This window comes from Actinomyces gaoshouyii, assembly GCF_002072175.1.
In the GTDB taxonomy this organism is placed as follows: domain Bacteria; phylum Actinomycetota; class Actinomycetes; order Actinomycetales; family Actinomycetaceae; genus Actinomyces; species Actinomyces gaoshouyii.
Genome location: NZ_MVIV01000007.1, coordinates 1 through 18,861, shown reverse-complemented (window position 1 = coordinate 18,861; position 18,861 = coordinate 1). Strand labels below are relative to the sequence as shown.

The following is an 18,861-nucleotide window of genomic DNA, read 5'->3' as shown; positions in this document are numbered from 1 at the left end:
ATGACCGACGTCATCCTCTGGCGCCACGGGCAGACCGACTACAACGTGGGGGGCCGTGTCCAAGGCCGGGTCGACATCCCCCTCAACGCCACCGGCAGGGCCCAGGCCGAGGCCGGCGCCGAGCGACTCGAGGACGTTCTGCGCTCCCTCATCGGCGCGCGCGAGCTGGGAGCCGGGTGGACGTACGCGTGCCGGATCGTCTCCTCGCCACTGGCCAGGGCCCGCGCCACGGCGCAGGCCCTGGCCGCACGCCTCGCGGTTGAGGTGACCACGCATTCCGGCCTCGCCGAGCGCGACTTCGGGCGTTGGGAGGGACTCACAGCCGAGGAGATCAGGACGGGCTGGCCCGATGCCTATGCCGTGTGGCGCACCGGCCAGGACCCCCAGGGGGTCGATGTGGAGCCCCGTCGCGCCGTGGGTCGACGCTTCAGCGAGGCCGTCAGGGGCCTCGCGGACACCGTGGGGCAGGGGCCGCTCGTCATCGTCGCGCACGGATCGGCCATCACCCAGGGAACGACGGCGCTGCTCGGCATGGACGCCTCCAGCTGGTTCGGACTGCGGGGCCTGGACAACGCCCACTGGGCGAGGCTGCGCTCCTCCCACCGCCTGCCCGGATGGGAGCTCCAGGACTGGAACGACGGCGCCGAGCCGACGGCACTGCTGCCCTGACATCCCGCGTCTCCGCGCGGTTCGGTGAGCCAGCACACGCGCGGCGGATTTGCCCCAGGGGCCTGCGAGTCCATAGAGTTGTCCGCGTCGCCCGGCGGGTGGCTCCCGTGAGGGGCTATGGCGCAGTTGGTAGCGCGCTTCCATGGCATGGAAGAGGTCGGGGGTTCGAATCCCCCTAGCTCCACGATCCGATCGGCTCAGCCGGGCGGATGTCCCTTCGGGGCTATGGCGCAGTTGGTAGCGCGCTTCCATGGCATGGAAGAGGTCGGGGGTTCGAATCCCCCTAGCTCCACCCCCTCGCACAAGGTCCGCCCCCGCCATCGTTGATGGTCTTGGTTCGGGCCTGGGTGAACGAGCTTGCGCAGTGCCCAGAGCTCGAGCCGCTTCAAGTGAGCGGATCGCCTGCACTGAGACCGGTTGAGAAGCACCTCGAAACCGGTTCCGTTTTTCGCGGCTCGAACCTCGCTTCCCGGGCCGATCGCGCACCATCGCAACTCTCGTGCCGGGTGCTGTCCGCTCCTGCGCCTCCGCGCCCCCTTCATCCGCCCGCGGGCTCGACATACCCCCACCCTCTGAGGGTAGCCTCACCTGTGGCGTGAGGGCGCCTGGGGGCGCCCCGCCCGATCGCCTGATGAAGGAGACGGCATGAGTCCTGCCCATGAGCACCAGAGCACTGGGGTGCCAGGGATCGACGAGCGCGCGCGCCGCACGGCCCGCAGGCTCCTCGCGGGCGCTGGAAGCGCCGCCGTGAGCGCCTACCGGCTCGACCCGTCCGGGGCCGGTGCCTACGTCGCCCACGCGCTCGACGTCGAAGGCCTCATCCTCATCGCCATCCGCCCCCAGCCCGGCACACCCCTGGCCGACGTCCCGGATGACCGCCTCGTCGATGTCCGTCTCGACATCGTCCTGGACGCCTCCGAGCCCGGCATCCGCGTCACCGCCGCCAGTGCCCATGTCCTGGGCACCCTCCGCTGGGTCCCCGCCAACTGGGTTGAGACCGTCCTCGCCGAGAGCGCCACACCCGTGTGCCACTGCGCCATCACGGGGGAGGACCCCCTCGGTCGTGTCAGCGAGCTCGCCCGCGCCCCCGGCGCGCGCCTCGCTCTGGTCCAGGGCAGTCGCGTCATCCTCCACGGCCCCGAAGGGGTCTCCAGCCATATGGTGGAGGACCTCGCCGGTCAGGGTGATGAGGAGGCCATGGCTGCCCAGACCGCCTGGTCGCCCCTGGAGGTCCTTGACGCGCATGAGGCCGTGCGATCCGTCGGCGATCTATCCCTGCGCGCCCTGTGCGAGGCCGTCATCGCCGATGAGGCCCCGGGCTCGCTGTGCTCGAGACGGCCCAGCATCGGGATGGCTCGGAACCTCATCGAGAGGGTCCTCGTCGTCGACGCCGATCCCTGGGGCGTCACGCTCATGCATGTCGGCTCCGACGAGACCCGCACCGTGCTCGTGGCCCTGCCCGGCGCGCCTCTCGCCCCGGCCGAGATTGCCCCGGCCCTGGGGAGGCTCGCCGATGAACTGCTGCCCGCGCGCTTCCAACTGGGATGAGTCCCTCTCGCGCTGCGGGAGCCGGGCGTCAGTTGGCCTCGTAGGACAGGCAGGCGGCCGTGTCCCCGCCGATGCTCACGCCATCAGCGGTGCACATGAGATCGATGTTGTGCGCGCACTCCAGGCGCTGGCAGGCTCCCACGTGCCCCTCGGCGACGGGCAGGCCGCCGCGGGCGTCCAGGGTGATGAAGGTCGAGCAGACCGCAGCGCCGTCGACGGTGATCGCGAAGGCGGTGCAGCCCCCGTTGTTGAAGGCGCAGGAGGTGGTCGTGCAGGTGGAGATGGGGGCGACGGCGGCCATGATGGGCTCCTCTCGGACGGCGCCTTGCGGCGCTGGTGACTCGGATGCGAATAAGGTGACTCAGTTCCACCGGCGACTCCAAGGAAGGCGACCCTCAAGGTGTCGCCAGGGAACAGGAAAATGTTGGAATTCCAGGCATATCCCGAGTCGATCCGCGTGGGCGCGCCGGTCGTTCAGGCCTTGTCCAACCGCGCGAGTTGACGCCTCCGGGCGTTGCCAAACAAGGACAGGTGAGCCTGTGCTGCAGTATTTTCGCAAGCGCGCAATATCTCTGAGTCGACCGGTCGGCCGGCGCTCACTGGGACCTGCGTCCCGGATGATGGACCGCTCACTGGCGGTGGTGCGCGCGGGGCTACGGTGCCGAGGTTCGCCCCGGGGCGCGCTTCGTGCGATCCCACGGCATCCTCGATTCCCTGCGCTGGGCACCGCTCCGGCGCCTTACCCCAGGAAGGCACAGCATGTCGTCCAGCACCGACGGCGCCCCAGCGGCGCGGGCACCCGAGCGAGAGCAGTGGAGCGGCCAGGTCGGCTTCCTCTTCGCCGCGATCGGCTCGGCCATCGGGCTGGGCAACATCTGGCGCTTCCCCGGTGTGGCCTACTCCAACGGCGGCGGCGCCTTCATGATCCCCTACATCATCGCGCTGCTGTTCGTCGGAATCCCCGTCCTCTTCCTCGACTACTCCCTGGGCCACCGCCTTCGCGGCAGCGCCCCGGCGGTCTTCCGCCGCCTGAGCAGGCGCTTCGAGTGGCTCGGCTGGTGGCAGGTCTTCATCTGCTTCGTCATCATGACCTACTACGCCGTGGTGGTGGCATGGTCGCTCAGCTACACGGTCTTCTCCGTCACCCTGGCCTGGGGCGATGACGCCGCCGGCTTCTTCTCGAACTACGTCGGCACGGACCGGTTCGGCGATGCGGCGCCTTCATTCTCGATCGCTCCCATGACCGGGGTCATCATCCCGCTGGTCATCGTGTGGGCCTTCGGCATCGTCACCATCTCGCGAGGCGTGAGCAACGGCGTGGAGAAGGCCAACAGGATCTTCCTGCCCCTGCTGGTCGTCATGTTCCTCGCGCTCGTGGTGCGATCCATCCTCCTGCCCGGCGCCACTGGCGGGCTCAACGCCCTGTTCTCCCCGGACTGGTCCTCCTTGGGCGATTTCAAGGTGTGGATGGCCGCCTTCGCGCAGATCTTCTTCTCCTTGTCCATCGGCTTCGGCATCATGCTCACCTACGCCTCCTACCTGCGGCCGCGCTCCAATCTCGTGGGAACGGGGCTTGTGGCGGCGTTCGCGAACTCCTCCTTCGAGGTGCTGGCGGGGATCGGGGTCTTCTCGACGCTCGGATTCATGGCCCACGCCCAGGGCATCGCCGTGGGAGAGATCGACAAGATCTCCGGGCCCTCGCTGGCCTTCGTCACCTTCCCGACGGTCATCGCCCAGATGCCCGGTGGCACGATCTTCGGTGTGCTCTTCTTCGCCTCCTTCGCGATGGCGGGGCTGACCTCCTTCATCTCCATCATCCAGGTGGTGGTCCCCGGGGTTTCCGAGAAGACCGGCATGTCCATCCCGCGCACCACCCTCCTGGTCTGCCTGCCCTCGGCCGCGCTCTCGCTCCTGTTGTTCGGCACTGCCTCGGGGCTGTTCGACCTCGATATCGTCGACGCCTTCATCAACAACATCGGCGTGGTCGGCTCGGCCACCATCACGTGCATCGGCGTCACCTGGGTGCTGCGCCGCGCCAAGCCGCTCCAGCGCCACCTCAACCTCGTCTCCGAGACCCGTGCGGTGGGCGCCTGGTGGCGCTTCCTCATCGCCGTCGTCGCCCCGCTCGCCCTGGCCTACATGCTCTTCCGGACGGTGCGCTCCTATGTCCAGGACGGCTACGAGGGCTACTCCGGCGCGATGCTCGGCGCCTTCGGCTGGGGGATGCTCGCCCTGGGCGCCATCATCGTCGCCGTGCTCTCGCTCACCAGGTGGCGCACCCCCGTGGATGACTTCACGCCCATCGACTTGGACGCCCCTCTGGCGGCTGCCGAGGAGGAGAACTGACATGACCGGTGCCGCCATCATCCTCATGCTCGTCGCGATCATCATCATCTGGGGCGGCCTGGCCGTCTCCGTGACCGCCCTGTACGTGCGCGGGCGCCGTGAGGAGCGGGAGGCCCGCGAGGTCGCCCTCGCCGCCGCTCATGAGCACCTGCGGGGCGCGCAGGACTCCTGAGCCCCGTAAGCCCCGGAGCGCCACTGGCCGGGCGCGCGGCGCTGCGTGCCCCGCTCCGTTTCCGCGGATCGGGGCACGTGGGCGACAATCATCCCATGACCACTTCTCCTGACGCGCCGCCGCTCCCCGCGCTGGTGGCCTTCGACCTCGACGACACCCTCGCCCCCTCCAAGTCGGCGATGCCCGAGCCGATGGCCGCCGCCCTTCGCTCGCTGCTGGACGTCGTCCCCGTCTGCGTCATCTCCGGGGGCCAGATCGGCCAGTTCCGCGACCAGCTCCTGGCCCACCTCGGCGCCGACGACGTCGAGCTCTCCCGCCTCCATCTCATGCCCACCTGCGGCACCCGCTACTACGTCCATGGCGCCGCCGCCGGCACCGCCCACGCCGATGACCAGGACGCGCGCGCCATCGAGGGCATGCCCGGCTGGCGGCTCGTCTACGCCAACGACCTGAGCCCGCAGCAGATCGAGGAGGGCTTCGCCGTTGTCGAGGCCGAGGCCCGCAGGCTGGGTCTGTGGGAGGGGCGGACCTGGGGCGACATCCTGGAGGATCGCGGCAGCCAGATCACCTTCTCCGCCCTCGGTCAGGAGGCGCCGCTCGATGCCAAGCGCGCTTGGGACCCGACGGGGGAGAAGAAGGGCGCCCTGCGCGACGCCGTGGCCGCCCGCCTGCCCGGGCTCGAGGTCCGCTCCGGCGGCTCGACCAGCGTGGACATCACCCTCAAGGGAGTCGATAAGGCCTATGGGATGACCCGCCTCGCGGAGGTCACCGGCATCCCCGGTGAGCGGATGCTGTTCGTCGGGGACCGCCTCGACCCCGAGGGCAACGACTACCCGGTGCTCGCGCTCGGCATCCCCTGCCACGCCGTGTCCGGCTGGGAGGAAACCGCGGTGTTCGTGGCCGATCTCGCCCAGCGCATCGCTGCCGGGGGCGCCTGAGGGCGCTGGCTGATGACCCATCAGGACAGGGATCCCCGCGAGACCGGTATCAGCGACAGACCGACCCGTGCCGGCCCGCCGTTGGCCGTGCTGATCGGAGCGCTCATGAGGCTCCGGCAGGTCATCTGGCGGGCTCGGCGGTCCCGCAGTGCCGATTTCCGCCGCGCCGTGCGCGCCCTGGTACTACTGCTCGTCTCCGGGACGATCGGCCTCGGCGCCCCCGCGACTCCGGCGAGCACCGGGGCCGCGGAGCCCGATCCCACCGATGAGGGCGAGACATGGGGCACGGCGAGGGCCGACGGCTGAATGGTCGCGTCATCAAGCACTCACAGGGTGCACAATGGGCCGGTCGCGTCACCAGGCGCGCGGCCGGTCGATAACCGGGGCAGCGAGAGGAGCGCCGTCATGGCCCACGTGCCGACCCAGGCAGAGATCGATGCGATGAGCGAGGAGGAACTGGAGGCCTATCTCGCCAGCGCCGAGGACCCCGACCCCACCATCCTCGAGGTCGAGGGCGCCGGCGCCACCGCCTCCTCCGGAGCTCCCCGCGGCTACGCCTGGCTCCTCATCATCGGCTCGATCATCGCGCTCGGGGCCTGCTGGGAGCTCACCACCGCCCACATCAAGCAGATCAAGGAGCCCCTCGCGGGTCTGTCCTGCGACATCAATCCCCTGGTCTCCTGCGGCGCCTCCCTGGACATATGGCAGGGCAACCTGCTGGGCGTGCCTAACGCCCACATCGGGGCGATGGCCTTCGCCGCGCTCCTGACACTGGGTGCGCTCCTCCTGGGCGGGATGCGCCTGCCGCGCTGGGTGTGGCGGGGCATGGTGGCCGGGACCATCGGCGGGATCCTCTTCGTCGCCTGGTTCCTGTTCGTCTCCATCATGGACCTGGGCAAGCTTTGCCCCTTCTGCATGCTCATCTGGGCGGTCACCATCTCCGTGGCCACATCCACCTGGGCGTGGGCCGCCGCCGGTGGGCACCTGGGCGTCAGCCCCGCCACCGCCCGCCGCCTCGTGGCCTGGCGCTGGTGGGGCGCGGCTGCGATCTACGCGCTCGTCGCCCTCGCGGTCGTCGTCGGTCTGTGGTCCGAGTGGATGACACTGCTGCGATGAGCGCCCCCGCCCACCAGGGCAGCGAGGAGAGTCCCCCGCGCGCGACGGTGCCCGCGCGCCCCATCGACACGGCCGTCCCCGCTGACTCGACCGTCACCCAGGATTACCTCAAGGCGGTCTGGGCCGCCACGGAGTGGGACGGCGCCGGCGCCTCCATCACGGGCCTGGCCCAGCGCATGGGGGTGGCGGCCTCCACGGCATCGGAGAATGTCTCGCGGCTGGTCGACGCCGGCCTCCTGGAGCATGAGCCCTACCGCGCCGTCACGCTCAGCGCCGAGGGCATGCGCCGTGCCATGGGCATGGTGCGCCGCCACCGACTCCTGGAGACCTACCTCGTGGAGGCCCTCGGCTTCGACTGGGACGAGGTCCACGAGGAGGCCGAGGTCCTCGAGCACGCCGTCTCCGAGCGCCTCCTGGATCGCATCGATGCCGCCCTGGGGCGCCCCTCGCGAGACCCCCACGGCGATCCGATCCCCACCGCCGATGGTGCTATGGAGGTCACCGCCCTGCGCAGTCTCGACGCGCTGCGCGTGGGGGAGACCGGCTCCGTGGCCCGCATCCAGGACGACCCCGACACCCTTCAGACCCTTGACCGCGCCGGGATCGGCTTGGACTCGCGGATCGTCGTGACGGGACGGGGCCGGGTCGACGGCGACTCGGGCCTGCGCCCAAGCCGCATCCGACTCGTCAGCGCCACTGGAGAGGGGCGGGGGGACGCTCCCGAGGCGGCGGAGGCATCCGGTGGAGCACCGGGACCGGGGGAAGCCGTGATTCCGGCGGGCTCCCTTTGGGTCCTCGCCGAGGACTGACGGACTGACGGGGCCGGGCGCAGTCGGCGGCCGGACCGCCGCTGCGGGCATCATCCGCTCGAACCGCCGCCTGCCGCTGAAGGCCGCTGACTATCGGCGCGAGGCGCCTTCGTCTGGGAGGATAAGGCGCATGAGCACCCTCTTCACCAAGATCATCAACGGCGAGATCCCCGGCTCCTTCGTGTGGGCCGATGAGCACTGCGCCGCCTTCGCCACGATCGAGCCCCACACCGACGGGCACGTCCTCATCGTCCCCTTCCAGGAGATCGACTCCTACGTCGACGCCCCCGACGAGCTCGTCGCCCACCTGGCCGTGGTGGCCAGGCGCATCGGGGCCGCCCAGACCCGCGTCTTCGGCGCCGCGAGAGCCGGGGTCATGGTGGCCGGCTACGGCGTCGATCACCTTCACGTGCATGTCCTGCCGATCCGCACCGAGGCGGACCTGCAGTTCTCCTCAGCCCGCAAGGACGTCGCCCCCGAGGAGATCGAGGCCGCCATGGCGCGCCTGCGCGCCGGACTGGATGAGGATGGCTGGGAGGAGTTCGTCGTCACCAGCGCCCCGGGCGTTCCGGGCGCCCGCTGAGCGGGGACCGCGCGCCCGGACGTGACCGGCCCCTCAGAGGGAGGACAGGCCCACCGCTCGGGCATGGCGCGGGGAGGGCCCGGCCGGGGGATAGGCTGGCCCCAGCCACGATCCCTGGGGGATGAAGCCCCTCAGGGCATGATGATCAGGGAAAGAGCGCAGAGCACCATGACCCAGAACCCCGTAGCCGTCCCGGAGTCCTTTGACGCGCCTCCCTTCCGGTACACGGCGGCGCTGGCGGGCAGCATCGAGACCTCCTGGCAGGACCGCTGGGAGAGCGAGGGCACCTTCTGGGCGGACAATCCCGCGGGTGATCTCGCGGGCCCCGGCGCGAGGCGCGAGAAGTTCTTCATGCTCGACATGTTCCCCTACCCCTCCGGCAAGGGCCTGCACGTGGGCCACCCCCTGGGGTACATCGCCACGGACGTCATCGCCCGCTTCACTCGCATGACAGGCAAGAACGTCCTGTACACGATGGGCTACGACGCCTTCGGCCTGCCCGCCGAGCAGTACGCCGTGGCCACAGGCCAGCACCCGCGTGCGTCGACCGAGGCCAATATCGCCAATATGCGCCGCCAGCTTCGCCGCCTCGGCCTGTCCCACGACTCGCGCCGCTCCATCCAGACCATCGACGTCGACTACGTGCGCTGGACCCAGTGGATCTTCCTGCAGATCTTCAACTCCTGGTTCGACCCCACCGCCCCTCGCCGCGACGGCCGGGGCACGGGCGCCGCCCGCCCCATCGCCGAGCTCGAGGCCAAGCTCGCCTCCGGCGAGGTGCCCACTCCGGACGGCCGGCCATGGGCGGAACTGGGCAAGGCGGAGCGCGCCGAGGTCATCGACTCCCACCGGCTGGCCTACATCTCCCACGCGCCGGTGAACTGGTGCCCTGGCCTGGGCACGGTGCTGGCCAACGAGGAGGTCACCTCCGAGGGCCGTTCCGAGCGCGGCAACTACCCCGTCTTCAAGCGCAACCTGCGCCAGTGGATGATGCGGATCACCGCCTACGGGGACCGCCTCGCCGAGGACCTGGACACCGTCGACTGGCCCGAGAAGGTCAAGCTCATGCAGCGCAACTGGATCGGCCGGTCCGAGGGCGCCGAGGTGACCTACGCGGTACCCGGGGCCGCACTCGCCGGAGCCTGCCAGGATGCGCTCACGGTCTACACCACGCGCCCGGACACCCTCTTCGGCGCCACCTTCATGGTGGTGGCCCCCGAGCACCCGATCCTGGGCGGGGCTCCCTCCGCTGCCTCGGCCCGCACACAGGCCCAGATCGACGACGACGCCGCGGCCCTCACGCTGCCCACAGCCTGGCCCGAGGGCACGAAGGAGGCCTGGACCGGCGGGCACGCCACCCCGGCCGAGGCCGTCGCCGCCTACCGCGCCTACGCCGCCGCCGCCACGGACGCCGAGCGCACCGACGAGGGCCGGGCCAAGACCGGCGTCTTCACGGGCCTGTTCGGCATCAACCCGGTGGATGGGCGCCAGGTACCGGTCTTTGTGGCCGACTACGTCCTCATGGGCTACGGCACCGGCGCGATCATGGCGGTTCCCTCCGGCGACCAGCGCGACTGGGATTTCGCCCGCAAGTACGGGATCGACGTCGTCGCCACGATCCAGCCGCCAGAGGGCTTCAACCTGGAGGAGGCCGCCTGGACGGGGGACGGCCCGCTCATCAACTCCGCGAATGGCGAGATCGACCTCAACGGCATGGGCAAGGATGAGGCCAAGGCCGCTATGACCCAGTACCTGGAGGCCAAGGGCGTGGGGCGCGCCGCGGTCACCTACCGCCTGCGCGACTGGCTCTTCTCCCGTCAGCGCTATTGGGGCGAGCCCTTCCCGATCGTCTGGGACGAGGACGGCCTCGTCCACGCCGTCCCGGAGTCCATGCTGCCAATCGAGCTGCCGGAGGTCACCGACTACTCCCCGCGCTCTTTCGACCCCGATGACGCCGACTCCTGCCCGGAGGCGCCGCTGTCCAAGGCCACCGAGTGGGTGGAGGTCGAGTTGGACCTGGGCGATGGGCCCAGGAAGTACTACCGCGAGACCAACACGATGCCCCAGTGGGCGGGCTCGTGCTGGTACGAGATGCGCTACGCGGACCCCACGAATGCGACGGCGCTCATCGACCCGGCCAACGAGGCGTACTGGATGGGTCCCCGGCCCGAGGGGGGCAATACCTCCGGCGGCACGGACCTGTACGTGGGCGGCGTGGAGCACGCGGTGCTGCACCTGCTGTACTCGCGCTTCTGGCACAAGGTGCTCTTCGACCTCGGCCACGTCTCATCCTCGGAGCCCTACCACCGCCTGTTCAACCAGGGATACGTGCAGGCCTACGCCTTCAAGGACTCCCGGGGGCAGTACGTGCCCGCGGAGGAGGTGGAGGAGAGTGCCGGCGCCGATGGTGAGGCGGCCTTCACCTGGCGCGGAGAGCCGGTGACCCGCGAGTACGGGAAGATGGGCAAGTCCCTGAAGAACATCGTCACCCCGGATGAGATGTACGACGCCTACGGAGCGGATACCTTCCGCGTCTACGAGATGTCGATGGGGCCGCTGGATGTGGACCGCCCCTGGGACACGCGCGCTGTGGTGGGTGCGCAGCGCTTCCTGCAGCGCCTATGGCGCAATGTGATCGACGAGTCCACGGGCGAGGTGACGGTGGTCGATGAGGCCGCCGACGACGCCACGCGCCGGCTCATGGCCCGCACGATCGTGGGGGTGCGCGAGGACTACGCGGGGATGCGCCTGAACACGGCGATCGCCAAGCTCATCGTGCTCAACAACCACCTCACGTCCCTGGGCGCGGTGCCGCGAGAGGCGGCGGAGGCCCTGGTGCTCATGGTCTCCCCGGTGGCCCCGCATATCGCGGAGGAGCTGTGGGGCAGGCTCGGGCATGAGGCCTCACTGGCTCACGAGCCCTTCCCGGTGGTGGCGGACGAGACGCTGCTGGCGGCGGAGAAGGTGACCTGCGTGGTGCAGGTCAAGGGGAAGGTCCGTGACCGCCTGGAGGTGGACCCGGGGATCGACGCCGCCGAGCTGGAGCGCCTGGCGCTGGCGGCACCCGGCGTGGTGCGCACCCTGGGCGGCAGGGGCGTGCGCAAGGTGATCGTCAAGGCTCCGGGGCTTGTGAGCATCGTTCCGGAGTGAGCGGGGCCGCCCGCTGAGGCGTGACGGCGGGTGATGATCCCCGTGCCCCACCTGTTCTTCTCGTCCCTTGCGCGTTGAGCAGACCCTTGACGTGCTGAGTGTGCTGGCCAGGGACGCCGGACTGCCGTTCACCCAGACGGCGCTTCACCTCGCACAGGGAATCAGCCAGGGATATCCCTACCTCATCCAGGTCCTCGGCTTCGCGGCCTGGGACGTGGCGCACGAGGGAGCGCCGAGGCAGTCGGCGTCGCCCGCACGCAGGGTGGCTCCTTGTGTTGTAGTGGCGGGTAGCCGCGTCAGGCAGTCCGGGAGGATGCGGGCGGCCTGGATGTTCGGGCCGGTGGTCCTGTGTTCTTAATCGCCCCAGACACCCCCATGAATAAGCCTCAGTATGCGTCTTATTCTCTCGGGTTGTCCGGCGTGCTCGTTGACCCAACGGTGGACGATATACCTGCCCAGCCAGCCCTACCGCCGCAGGACGTTGCCGAGGACGGAGCGCACGATCTGGCGGCCGACGGAGCCGATCGTCTTCTCGATCTCCCGGCGGCGGCGCTCAGCAGCCCGCTCAGCGGCCAGGCGCTGGCGCTCCGCCTCCTTCTCGGCCTGCCGCTGCAACTTCTCCAGCTCCTTAGCCTGGCGCTCGGCCTCCTTCTGGGCGGCCTTCTGGGCCGCGGCCTCTGCGCGCTCCGCCGCCTTCGCGGCAGCAGCCTCGGCCTTCGCCCGCTCCTTCTCCTCGGCGGCGGCGGCCTTCTCCGCGGCCACGCGGGCCTCCTCGGCCGCGACAGCGGCGGCGGCCGCCTCCGACTCGGCCGCGATGCGCTTCTCCAGCAACTCATAGGCCGACTCGTTGTCCACCATGGTGCTGTACTTACCGGCCAGCGGCGAGCCCGAGAGCAGCGACTGCACCGTCGACTCCTGCCCGGCGCCCATCACCGAGGCCGGGGCATCTACCACCACGGCCGTCACCGGGGCTGGGCGGCCCTTCTCATCGAGTACCGACACCACCGCCTGGCCCGTTCCCAGCGAGGTCAGAACCTTGGCGAGGTCCAGGGGAGAGGTCGGGAAGGTCGAGACCGCCCTCTTCAGGTTCGCGGCGTCGTCGGGAGTATGCGCGCGCAGGGCGTGCTGCACCCGGGAGCCCAACTGCGCCAGCACCTCATTGGGCACATCCGTGGGCGATTGGGTGATGAACACGATGCCCACGCCCTTGGAGCGGATGAGCCGGACCGTGCGCGTGACCGCCTCCATGAATGCCTTCGTCGCGTCCGCGAACAGCAGATGCGCCTCGTCGAAGAAGAACACCATCTTCGGCTTGTCCAAGTCCCCGACCTCCGGCAGCACCTCGAACAACTCGCCCAGCAGCCACATGAGGAATGTGGAGAACAGCGTGCCCTGGGACTGGATGTCCTCCAGCTCCAAGGAGGAGACCACGCCGCGCCCATCGGGGGATACGCGCATGAGGTCCTGCACGGACAGGCCCGGCTCGCCGAAGAACCTGTCCCCGCCACTGGCCTCCAGGGCTGCCAGCTCGCGCAGGATCACCCCCGCCGTTGCTTCCGAGACGCCGCCGATGGTCTTGAGCTCGGCCTTGCCGGCGTCGGTGTTCACCAGGTAGTTGATAACCGCCCGCAGGTCCTTCAGGTCCAGCAGCGCCATCCCCTGCGAATCGGCCCAGTGGAAGACGAGCTGCAGGGCGGAGGTCTGCGTCTCGTTGAGGCGCAGAACGCGCGCCAGCAGCACCGGGCCGAACTCCGTGATTGTCGTACGGATCGGCGTGCCCTTGCCCTGGCATCCCAGGCTGAACAGTTCCATCGGGAACGACGTCGGCTTCCAGTCCTGGCCCGTCGATGCCGTGCGCGACTCCAGCTTCGGGCTCGTGGACCCCGGCTCGGCCATGCCCGTGAGATCGCCCTTGATGTCGGAGAGGAACACGGGCACCCCCGCCGAGCTCAGTCCCTCGGCCAGCAGCTGCAGGGTGCGGGTCTTGCCGGTACCCGTCGCGCCGGCCACCAGGGCGTGGCGGTTGAGCAGCGCCATGGGGATGCCCACGCGCACGCCCTTGACCGGGACGGGGTCGCCCGATGCAGGGGCCGTCTCCAGGTAGGTGCCCACGGGGAGCATGCGCCCGTCGAAGGCGTAACCGTCGCGCACCTGCGCCGCGTAGCCCTCCGGCTCAATCGACGACGGCATTGCGGGGGCCTCCGCCGGAGCATCGGGGGCAGTCGGCTCGGCGGCCGCCTCGGGCTCAGCGGGCTTGTCCTCTGCCTCCTCCTCAGTTCGATCAGCCGGCGCGTCTTCGGGAGCCTCCTGAGCGGCACCGCTGGCCATGGCGGCCTCGAGAGCGGCCTGGGCGGCGGCGGCCTTCGCGGCGGCGGCATCGGCGGCGGCCTGCGCGGCCTCGGCCTTGAGACGAGCAATGTCAGGTGTGTCAGTCATGGCGCCATGGTAGAGGGGGGAGCCTGGGAAACGCTGGCGCATACAGCCCTGAGTCTCTGACGGCACGGCTGGGCGCGGCTATCGTCGGAGCATGAGCCTTGCCGTCGTCACGGACTCCTCGTCTTGCCTGCCGACCGATCTCGCACGTGCCCGCGGTATCGGCGTCGTCCCCCTGCACGCCACCACGGGGGACGGGAACCGGCCGGGCAGCACATCCCGGCCCAGCCTCGACGAGCTCGCCCGCGCCTACGCCCACGCCGCGGAAGGCGCCGACGAGGTCCTCGCCCTCCACCTGGCGGCCTCCCTGTCCGGCACCGTCGACGCCGCCGCCCGCGCAGCCGACTCCATCAATCAGGCCCTCGGCCGACGGGTCGTCACCGTGCTCGACTCCGGCACCACCGGCGGTGCGCTCGGGCAGGCCGCCATCGCCGCCAGCGGTGCCGCCACCGCAGACGACGGCGTCGAGCGCGCCCGTGACCTCGTCTCCCGCAGCACCGTCCTCTTCCTCGTGGACGACCTCGCCCACCTGCGCCGCGGCGGGCGCCTCGACCGCCGCACCGCTCTGCTCGGCGGGGCCCTCGGCGTGCGCCCCATCCTGCGCATCACCGCCGACGGGATCTGCCCCGTCGAAGCCGTGCGCGGTGCCAAGCGGGCGCGCGCCCGGCTGGCCGAACTCGCTGCCGGCCTCGCCTCCCAGAGCGCCGGCGGTGTCGGCCAGACCGGCCTCATCATCCACGCCGACGATGGCACGGCCGGCCGGGCGCTGATCGACGGCATCGCCGCGGGCGCGCCCGGGGAGGAGCCCAATGGGCCCACTGGGGCGGACACCGCCGCCTCCGAGGCCGAGCGCCAGGCGACGCCACAGGCCGGTGGACGGATCGATGTACCGGCGCATTGCTGGCCCTTCGACCCGGCCCTCGCCGTGCACGTCGGCCCCGGGGCCCTCGGCTGCGTCATCATCTCGCCCGGCGGCCGGGGAACCACAGGCCCCGTCCTGCGCACCTGAGGTCTCCCTCTTCACAGGGGCCCTGCGAGCCAACTCCCGCGCTCCTTAACCTCGGAGGTATGAGCGGCAGGCAGATCTCGCCCGGGCGGGCCTCGCGCAAACGACCCCTCGAGGACTACGTGCGCATCGCCTGCGCCACCGACCCCCAGAGCCCGCCCATCAAGCCCCGACGAGTCGCCATCACGCCGCGCGCCGCCATCGCCGGAGGCGTTCTCATCATCGCCCTCGCCCTCGTCCTCGCCATCCGCTCCGTCCTCGTCTCCGCCGATACGACCGCGCGCGCCCCCGCGCTCACGGCGGGTACGACCGGCAGCCCGGGTGCCGCAGGAGCGGCGAGCCCCACGAACGCCCCTCCTGGCCTGGTGACCACTGGGGGAGGTACCGCCAGGCCGGTGGGCAGCGGTGCGGCGGGCAGCACCGTCGTCCACGTCACCGGCGCGGTGACCACTCCCGGTGTCGTCATGCTCCCGGCAGACGCGCGTGTCACCGACGCCCTCAACGCCGCCGGCGGGGCTACCCCCGATGCTGATGTCGAGCAGCTCAACCTCGCGCGCATCGTCGTCGATGGCGAGCAGATCCGCGTGCCCCGCCAGGGTGAGACGCTGCCACCCGCCGCGCCCGGTCGGGCCGGGGCGTCCGCGGTCCCCGGGGCGGGTGTGGCGGGTGGCAGCGGTGGGAGTGGGCAGGTCAACATCAACACCGCTGACGCCACCGCGCTCGAGGCCCTGCCCGGCGTCGGGCCGGCCCTGGCCAAGCGGATTGTCGACTACCGCGCCGAGCACGGACCCTTCGTCACCGTCGACTCCCTCCTCGACGTCCCCGGCATCGGCCAGGCCAAGCTCGAGGCCCTCCGAGGATCGGCCACCGTATGAGCGCTCATCCGGCTGCTGAGCCCGCGGCCCCCGCCCTCGACCTTCGCCTTCTCGCGCCCTCCCTGGCGGCTTGGGCCTGCGCGTGGGGCGCCGCGGGCCTGACCGGCGCCCGCGCGTGGCGGGCTTGCGCCATTGGGGCCGTTGTCGCCCTCGCGCTCGCGGCCGCGCTCATCGGGCCTGTCGGCCATTACCGCCCGCCCCGGCACCGCCACGACCCGCGCCCCGGCAACGCGGGCACTGCTTCCGCGGGCCCCATCGCCGCAGGAGCGCTCCTGACCTGCCTGACGGTGGCGGCCGTCCTCGGCGTGTCCTCAGCGGGCCAATGGGCCCGTGCCCGGGACCCGATGACACTCGCCGTCGAATCCGGGCGCGTGGTCACCATCGAGGGGACCATCAGCGAGCAGCCGCGCGCCACCGCGTCGCCGCGCGCCACCACCATCCTGACCGCCCTGGACGGGGTGCGCATCGACGGCAACCCCTCGCGGCTGGGCATCCGTGTCCTCGGCGAAGCGTCCTGGCTGGAGGCGCCCCTCGGCTCACGCGTCACCACGCGGGGCAGGCTGCGCGCCCCAGCCCCGGGCGCCTCCGACGGAGCGGTCCTCGGGCGGGGGAGCGCACCCAAGAGGCTCGGCGACCCCGATGGGGTGCTGGGCGTCGTCGGCGAGGTCAGGGAGGGGCTGACGAGGGCGGCCGGCCGTGCCGGTGGCAGTGGCCTCGGGCGCTGGGTCGGGGGAGAGGATGCCGGCGCCCTGGCGCTCGTGCCCGGGCTGGCCCTTGGCGACGACCATGCCCTGCCCGCCGACCTGCGAGAGGATATGCGGACCGTCTCGATGACCCACTTGACTGCGGTCTCCGGGCAGCACGTCGTCATCGTGCTCGGACTCGTGCTCACCGCCCTGGGCATCCTGCCCAGGCACTGGCGGGCGCTCGTGGGCGGGATCCTCCTGGGATGCCTCGTCCTCCTCATGCGGCCCAGCGGCTCCGTCCTGCGCGCGGCCACCATGGGGGCCGCGCTGCTCGCGGGCGTGGCCGCGGGGCGCAGATCAGCATCCCTGCCCGCCCTGTGCACGGGGATGATCGTGCTGCTGCTCGTCGACCCGTGGCAGTCGCGCGACTACGGCTTCGCCCTGTCCGTGGCGGCCACCGGTGGGATCCTGCTCGGCTCGGAACCGATCATGACGGCACTGTCCCGGCGCCTTCCCCGTTGGGCGGCGCCGCTCGTCGCCGTGCCCGTGGCCGCCCAGCTCGCCTGCGCGCCGCTGCTTATCCTCCTCCAGCCGAGGGTCGGGCTATGGGCCGTTCCCGCGAACATGATGGCGGCCCCGCCGGTGCCCCTGGCGACGGTGGCGGGGCTGCTGGCAGCGTTCATGGCGCCGGTATGGGGGACAGCAGCGGTTTGGCTGGCCCTGCCAGCGCTCGCCTCCTGCGCCTGGCTCGTCGGTGTGGCGCGGTTCTTCGCCGCGCTTCCCGGAGCGACGATCCCCTGGCCCGGGGGCGTCGGGGGAGCCCTCCTCCTCGCGGCGGTCGAAGCGCTTTTCCTCGCTCTTGTCCGCCGCCATCGTCATCCCCGTCCCTTATGAGCGAGACCGGTCGAAATAGACATCGAAACCGGTCCTGGCCAGTGAATGAGGCGCAGGCCTTCTCACGCTATCGGCACGGTAGGCGTGCCGAAGGCGTCGGAGCGCGGTCGTACTCTGTGCCCCATGACGCCCTCCGACGAGCCCTCTCTCTTCGACGCCGCCGCCAAGGCGGGCGGACCCGCTGTCAGCGACCCCACGCGCCCCCTTGCGGACAGGTTGCGTCCGCAGGTACTGGGTGATGTCGTCGGCCAGGACCATGTGTTGGGAGCCGACGCTCCTCTTGGGCGAATGGTCGAGCAGGGGCGGCTCTCCTCGATCATCCTGTGGGGGCCACCGGGCTGCGGGAAGACGACGATCGCCCGGCTCCTGGCCGCGCGCACCGGGCTCGTCTTCGAGCAGCTCTCCGCCACGTTCTCCGGAGTGGCGGACCTGCGGAAGGTCTTCGGAGCAGCCTCGAAGCGCCGTCAGATCGGCCAGGGAACGCTGCTCTTCGTCGATGAGATCCATCGCTTCAACCGGGCGCAGCAGGACTCGTTCCTGCCCTACGTTGAGGACGGGACGGTAGTGCTCGTCGGGGCGACCACCGAGAATCCGAGTTTCGAGCTCAACGGGGCGCTGCTCTCACGCTGCCAGGTCCTCGTTCTCTCCCGGTTGTCCGAGGAGGCTCTCAACGAGCTCCTCGTGCGCGCAGAGCGGCTGGTGGGCCGCGAGCTCCCGTTGACGGGGCCCGCTCGCTCCGTGCTCATCGCCATGGCCGACGGCGACGGCCGCTACCTGCTCGGCATGGTCGAGCAGGTCCTCACTGCTCCGGGGCGATCCGACAGCGGCACCGGGGTCCTGCTGGACGCGCAGGATCTAGCCGACGTCGTAGCCTCACGGGCTCCTCTTTACGACAAGACCTCCGAGGAGCACTACAACCTCATCTCCGCATTGCACAAGTCGATGCGCGGCAGCGATCCTGACGCCGCTCTCTACTGGCTGAGCAGGATGCTGCTGGGAGGTGAGGACCCGCTCTTCATCGCCCGGAGGATCGTCCGCTTCGCCAGTGAGGATGTGGGGATGGCCGATCCCGGAGCCCTGCGGATCGCTCTCGCTGCGTGGGATGCCTATGAGCGGCTCGGCTCGCCCGAGGGGGAGCTCGCGATAGCGCAGGCGGTGGTCTACTTGGCGACGGCACCGAAATCCATCAGCGTCTACCGGGGCTTCAACAGGGCCTGGAAGCAGGCGAAGCGGACAGGATCTCTGATGCCGCCGGCTCATATCCTCAACGCGCCGACTGGTCTTATGAAACAACTGGGATATGGTGAGGGGTACCAGTACGATCCGGACACTCCTGATGGATTCTCCGGAGCGGACTATTTCCCCGATGGATTCCCTGGACCGCAGGATCGTGAGGTATTTTATGAGCCAACCGATCGTGGCTATGAGAAACGTATTCTTGAGCGATTGAATTACTGGAATGACCTTCGCTCCAAGAAGCGCGTGGAGTAGCGGCGGGTCTCAGCGATGCAGTTGCTCCCATCGAGGTGGGTTGTTGTTGGGGGTGGGGTTGGTTGTTGTTGGGGTGGGTTAGTGGTTGTGGTGGTGTTGGGTGTCGTTGGTGAGGTAGGGGGTGAGGCGGTGGATGGTTAGGGGT

16 protein-coding genes and 2 tRNA genes are annotated in these 18,861 nt (G+C 70.5%); 16 read left to right on the top strand and 2 right to left on the bottom strand.

Features of this window, described 5'->3' with window-relative positions; translation table 11 throughout:
- The 4 genes from B1H50_RS07020 (at position 1) to B1H50_RS07005 (ending at position 2,217) form a co-directional block, all read left to right on the top strand.
- On the top strand, positions 1-669 hold the full coding sequence (locus B1H50_RS07020) for a histidine phosphatase family protein (RefSeq protein ID WP_080463070.1): 669 nt from the start codon (positions 1-3) through the stop codon (positions 667-669).
- A gap of 111 nt (positions 670-780) precedes the next feature.
- Positions 781-853, top strand: a tRNA-Ala gene (locus B1H50_RS07015).
- A gap of 35 nt (positions 854-888) precedes the next feature.
- A tRNA-Ala gene (locus B1H50_RS07010) sits at positions 889-961 on the top strand.
- A 353-nt stretch (positions 962-1,314) separates the two neighbouring features.
- Positions 1,315-2,217, top strand: coding sequence for a hypothetical protein (locus tag B1H50_RS07005; RefSeq protein WP_080463069.1), 903 nt, complete (start codon positions 1,315-1,317; stop codon positions 2,215-2,217).
- A gap of 28 nt (positions 2,218-2,245) precedes the next feature.
- Here the strand turns inward: B1H50_RS07005 and B1H50_RS07000 are convergent, their stop codons facing one another.
- Positions 2,246-2,518 (bottom strand): DUF1540 domain-containing protein, encoded by a 273-nt coding sequence (locus B1H50_RS07000; RefSeq protein WP_080463068.1) that lies wholly within the window; start codon positions 2,516-2,518, stop codon positions 2,246-2,248.
- A 458-nt stretch (positions 2,519-2,976) separates the two neighbouring features.
- Here B1H50_RS07000 and B1H50_RS06995 point away from each other — a divergent pair, with 458 nt between their 5' ends.
- The 8 genes from B1H50_RS06995 to B1H50_RS06960 all read left to right on the top strand — a co-directional run bounded on the left by B1H50_RS06995 (position 2,977) and on the right by B1H50_RS06960 (position 11,331).
- Positions 2,977-4,563, top strand: a complete 1,587-nt coding sequence (locus B1H50_RS06995) for a sodium-dependent transporter (RefSeq protein ID WP_080463067.1) — start codon at positions 2,977-2,979, stop codon at positions 4,561-4,563.
- 1 nt (position 4,564) lies between these two features.
- Positions 4,565-4,735, top strand: coding sequence for a methionine/alanine import family NSS transporter small subunit (locus B1H50_RS06990; protein WP_080463066.1), 171 nt, complete (start codon positions 4,565-4,567; stop codon positions 4,733-4,735).
- A gap of 95 nt (positions 4,736-4,830) precedes the next feature.
- On the top strand, positions 4,831-5,673 hold the full coding sequence (locus B1H50_RS06985) for an HAD hydrolase family protein (RefSeq protein WP_080463162.1): 843 nt from the start codon (positions 4,831-4,833) through the stop codon (positions 5,671-5,673).
- 105 nt (positions 5,674-5,778) lie between these two features.
- Positions 5,779-5,979 (top strand): hypothetical protein, encoded by a 201-nt coding sequence (locus tag B1H50_RS06980; protein ID WP_143231770.1) that lies wholly within the window; start codon positions 5,779-5,781, stop codon positions 5,977-5,979.
- Between the two features lie 99 nt (positions 5,980-6,078).
- The gene (locus B1H50_RS06975) at positions 6,079-6,789 is read left to right on the top strand and encodes a vitamin K epoxide reductase family protein (RefSeq protein WP_080463064.1); all 711 of its coding nucleotides are present in this window, start codon (positions 6,079-6,081) and stop codon (positions 6,787-6,789) included.
- Complete coding sequence (locus B1H50_RS06970; RefSeq protein ID WP_080463063.1) at positions 6,786-7,598, top strand: metal-dependent transcriptional regulator; 813 nt, start codon at positions 6,786-6,788, stop codon at positions 7,596-7,598. The genes B1H50_RS06975 and B1H50_RS06970 overlap by 4 nt, the downstream gene beginning before the upstream one ends.
- A gap of 130 nt (positions 7,599-7,728) precedes the next feature.
- Positions 7,729-8,181 (top strand): HIT family protein, encoded by a 453-nt coding sequence (locus B1H50_RS06965; protein WP_080463062.1) that lies wholly within the window; start codon positions 7,729-7,731, stop codon positions 8,179-8,181.
- Between the two features lie 168 nt (positions 8,182-8,349).
- Positions 8,350-11,331 (top strand): leucine--tRNA ligase, encoded by a 2,982-nt coding sequence (locus B1H50_RS06960; RefSeq protein ID WP_080463061.1) that lies wholly within the window; start codon positions 8,350-8,352, stop codon positions 11,329-11,331.
- A 465-nt stretch (positions 11,332-11,796) separates the two neighbouring features.
- On the opposite strand, the gene B1H50_RS06950 is transcribed toward B1H50_RS06960, so the two are convergent.
- A complete protein-coding gene (locus tag B1H50_RS06950) occupies positions 11,797-13,767 on the bottom strand; it encodes a helicase HerA-like domain-containing protein (RefSeq protein WP_080463059.1) in 1,971 nt (656 codons plus the stop codon).
- Between the two features lie 91 nt (positions 13,768-13,858).
- Here B1H50_RS06950 and B1H50_RS06945 point away from each other — a divergent pair, with 91 nt between their 5' ends.
- From B1H50_RS06945 to B1H50_RS06930, 4 genes are all read left to right on the top strand, one after another.
- Positions 13,859-14,773: a DegV family protein gene (locus tag B1H50_RS06945; RefSeq protein WP_080463058.1), complete on the top strand. Its 915-nt coding sequence runs from the start codon at positions 13,859-13,861 to the stop codon at positions 14,771-14,773.
- Between the two features lie 59 nt (positions 14,774-14,832).
- Positions 14,833-15,645, top strand: a complete 813-nt coding sequence (locus tag B1H50_RS06940) for a ComEA family DNA-binding protein (protein ID WP_229657967.1) — start codon at positions 14,833-14,835, stop codon at positions 15,643-15,645.
- Complete coding sequence (locus B1H50_RS06935; protein WP_080463057.1) at positions 15,642-17,225, top strand: ComEC/Rec2 family competence protein; 1,584 nt, start codon at positions 15,642-15,644, stop codon at positions 17,223-17,225. Before B1H50_RS06940 ends, B1H50_RS06935 begins: the two co-directional genes overlap by 4 nt.
- 123 nt (positions 17,226-17,348) lie before the next feature.
- The gene (locus B1H50_RS06930) at positions 17,349-18,716 is read left to right on the top strand and encodes a replication-associated recombination protein A (protein ID WP_080463056.1); all 1,368 of its coding nucleotides are present in this window, start codon (positions 17,349-17,351) and stop codon (positions 18,714-18,716) included.
- Positions 18,717-18,861: the final 145 nt, after the last annotated feature.